The 3,233-nt window shown below is 54.9% G+C and carries 3 protein-coding genes; 1 reads left to right on the top strand and 2 read right to left on the bottom strand.

All coding sequences use genetic code 11. The annotated features are described in order from the left end of the window. Positions 1 to 467 (top strand): hypothetical protein (locus V3W31_05595; GenBank protein MEE9614414.1); only part of this gene is annotated, 467 nt, incomplete at its 5' end. A 1,013-nt stretch (positions 468 to 1,480) separates the two neighbouring features. On the opposite strand, the gene xerD is transcribed toward V3W31_05595, so the two are convergent. Together xerD and V3W31_05585 are read right to left on the bottom strand one after the other, a co-directional pair. Further along, positions 1,481 to 2,395 (bottom strand): site-specific tyrosine recombinase XerD, encoded by a 915-nt coding sequence (xerD, locus tag V3W31_05590; GenBank protein ID MEE9614413.1) that lies wholly within the window; start codon positions 2,393 to 2,395, stop codon positions 1,481 to 1,483. Further along, a partial coding sequence (locus tag V3W31_05585) for a [protein-PII] uridylyltransferase (protein MEE9614412.1) occupies positions 2,388 to 3,233 on the bottom strand: 846 nt, incomplete at its 5' end. The genes xerD and V3W31_05585, both read right to left, overlap by 8 nt.

Raw genomic sequence — 3,233 nt, 5'->3', positions numbered from 1 at the left:
GCCGCTTTAAAGAGGCGATAGAGATCTTCGAGAAGGATATGTGCTTCACGTTCGACCCCCTTGCCATGAGTTACTACGGGCTCTGCCTTGCAACCTCCGAGAAAGACTACGAGCAGGCCCTCTCGCTCTGCGTCATAGCGAAGAACAGGGACCCTTCCAACCCGGATATCTTCCTGAACCTCGGGAAGGTGTTTGTTCTGTGCGGCCACAAGGAGGCGGCGCTTAAGGCCATGAGAGAGGGGCTTAAGGCGGATAAGACCCACGAGGGGCTGCTCGCCGAGTTGCAGAAGATAAGCCCGAGGCGTCCCCCTCCGATCCCGTTTTTCTCAAGAGACAACCCGCTGAACAGGTACATAGGGAAGGTCAGCTACCTGTGGCCCACGGCGCATGAGGAAAAAGAGACCAAGAGCACCGCAACTCCCTTGGATTACAGCCACTTACGGACGCTCTTTAATATAAAATATTAAGGGTGCCGCCGCCCGGTTAGCGATATAGGCCGCCTTCCGCTCACTCCGGAGTAATGTCGCATAATGGATATTATGTCAAATCAGGCCGGGAGGTTCAGGAAGGCTCCGTGCGCTACGCGTACACCCCCGTTTTCCCCCTTGCCCCCTGCCCCCCGGCTATGCTACTTTTGGAAGATGTCAGACGACCAGAACAGGGTCCACGATACTCGCGCACGTTATCGTCAATCTGGCGTTGCCCTTTCTGCAACCATAATTTCTCTGTCTTTGCTCCTTTTAAAATCATTGCACGACTTATGCAATGGAGACTGCGACCCTGTCCTTACTAATAAGTTCAGATTGGCAGCGTTGATTACAACCATTTCTGCCTTCTTCATTCAAGTATTTAATTACTTCGGATGGAGACAGGAGTCCTTCGTCTATACTACATTATCTAACAATAAATACATCTTGGATAAAAAGTCGGTCCTACTACCCACCTATTTGACGCTTGTTTCCTTTTTTATTGCTGACTTGCTTGCCATATTAAGCACTGCAGGCTTTTTTACCACTCTTTACTACTGGAACAAGGTTACCGGATACTTTTAGTGCTTACAGATATGCACGTTCCGGCCCCTACTGGGCCGGGACGTGCAGGATTACCAGCTTTCCCTACCCCACGTTCTCTACGCCAAAATAGTCATTCCTGCGAAAGCAGGAATCCAGTTATTTTATTCTTGTTCCCAGCTCCCTGCTTTCACAGGGACAAGCTTCGCGGGGACAGCGTCTGGATTCCCGCGTGCGCGGGAATGACAGGCACTGCGGGAATTCGAGTGGTTCCCTAATGTTTCGGTGTGGGGACACACCGAAACATTGAATTCGGTTGTTTCTAAAAATTAGATATTTTTTTCGAGGTCGAGGGCCGAAGCGGCCTCCAAGCGGGCTAAAATAAAAAGCGCAGCATATATGCCAATATATGAGCATTTTTATTTTCGCCCGAACGAAGAGATCGGGAAAAATAGCAATTTTTAACGGGGCTATCCCCTCGGGTGGTGCGTCTTATGCACCCTCTTGAGCCTCTCGGTCAAGACGTGGGTGTAGATCTGGGTGGTGGAGATGTCGGCATGGCCGAGCATCTGCTGGACCGCCCTTAAGTCCGCCCCCCTCTCCAGAAGGTGCGTTGCAAAGGAGTGGCGCAGGATATGGGGTTTTATTTTCTCCCGGTCAATGCCTGCCAGAGTGGCGTACTTCTTGAGCATGGCCCAAAAGTTCTGCCTCGTCATGCCGCCGCCTCTGGCGGTAACGAACAGGTGCTCCGCGACGCGACCCTTTAAAATGGCGGACCTGCCCCCCTCCCCCCCCTCCCCCTCGTCAAGGTATCGCCTGAGCCACACCATGGCCTCCTCCCCCATGGGGATGAGCCTCTGCTTGCCGCCTTTGCCGAAGGCCAGGATAAAGCCCGCCTGGAGGTTCAGGTCGTTGAGTTTAAGGCCTGTAAGTTCGGAGACCCGGACCCCGGTGGCGTAGAGGAGTTCGATCATGGCCCTGTCCCTGAGTCCGGTCGCGGTTTTCGTCGCCGGGGCGCTTAAGAGCAGTTCCACCTCGCTTAGGGCGAGGACCCCGGGAAGGCGCTTTTCCATGCGCGGGATATCAACCGAGGCGCAGGGGGATTGTTTAAGCTCTCCTTTTTTCAGGAGATATTTGTAAAAACCCCTTACGGATATGAGGGCCCTGGCCGAGGAGCGGGCCGAGAGCCCCCTCTTCCTGAGGTTCGCCAGAAAGCCCGTTATATCTCCGGCCTCGGCCTTCAGGGGGTCTTTCTTGAGATAGGCGGTATATGCATTCAGGTCCCGTTCGTACGCCTCCCGGGTATTTTCGGACAGACCCCTCTCAAGAATAAGGGAGTCCAGGAACTCCTCGACGAGCCATTCTTTTCCCTCTCCCCTACCCATCGCCGTCCCCGTCTATGGCCTTCTTGAGCGTGTCCTCGATATCCTTAAGCCTCTTGTCGTAGTATATCTTTTGCCCGAAGATGTCCCTTATGTAGAAGACGTCCGAGGCCTCCCCCCCCTTTGTCGATACCTTGGCTATGTGTATATAGAGGGCGAGGCGGGTAAGGGCGGAGCTTATCGTATAGAGGAGCCCCACCCTGTCGCGGGTCTGTATGTCGAGCACCGTATAGTCGTCCGATACCTCGTTATCTATCCGGACCCTCGTGGGCACGGCGGGCGTTGCCTTGGTGTCGAGTATGGAGGGGGTTTTGACCTTCCCGACGAGCTCTTCCACCCGCACCCTACCGCTAATGACGCTCTCTAAATCCTTCTCGATGCTCCGGAGCTTGGCCTCGGAGGTTATGGGCTCGCCGAGGACGGTATTCACCTGCAGGACGTCGAGCACTATGCCGTTGGTGAGCGTGTTTATCTGGGCGCCGAGTATGTTTATGGAGTTGGCCGCCATAACTCCCGTTATCATCGCGAACAGTCCGTGGAGGTCGTAGGTGCATACGACTATCTCCGTATATTCGCGTTCCTCCATGAGCGTCGTCTTCATTACGCAGGAGGCGCCGCTGTCGAGCTCCTTTACGGCCTTTAAGTGTTTCGCTATCGAGGCCGGGTCGTTCGAGAGCAGGTAGCGCCGCGGCATGAGCCCGAGGTACCTTTCGACCTCCTCGCTGCCCATATCGCCGACGAGCCCGGTCACTTCCGCCTTGCTCCTCTCTATCCTGGCCCCTGCGTCCTCGACCTCGAAGCCGCCCCTCTCCAGCACGTCGAGGACCTTGAAGTAGAGCTC

Source organism: Thermodesulfobacteriota bacterium (genome assembly GCA_036482575.1).
Lineage (GTDB): Bacteria > Desulfobacterota > GWC2-55-46 > GWC2-55-46 > JAUVFY01 > JAZGJJ01.
This window is presented reverse-complemented; position numbering and strand designations above follow the sequence as displayed.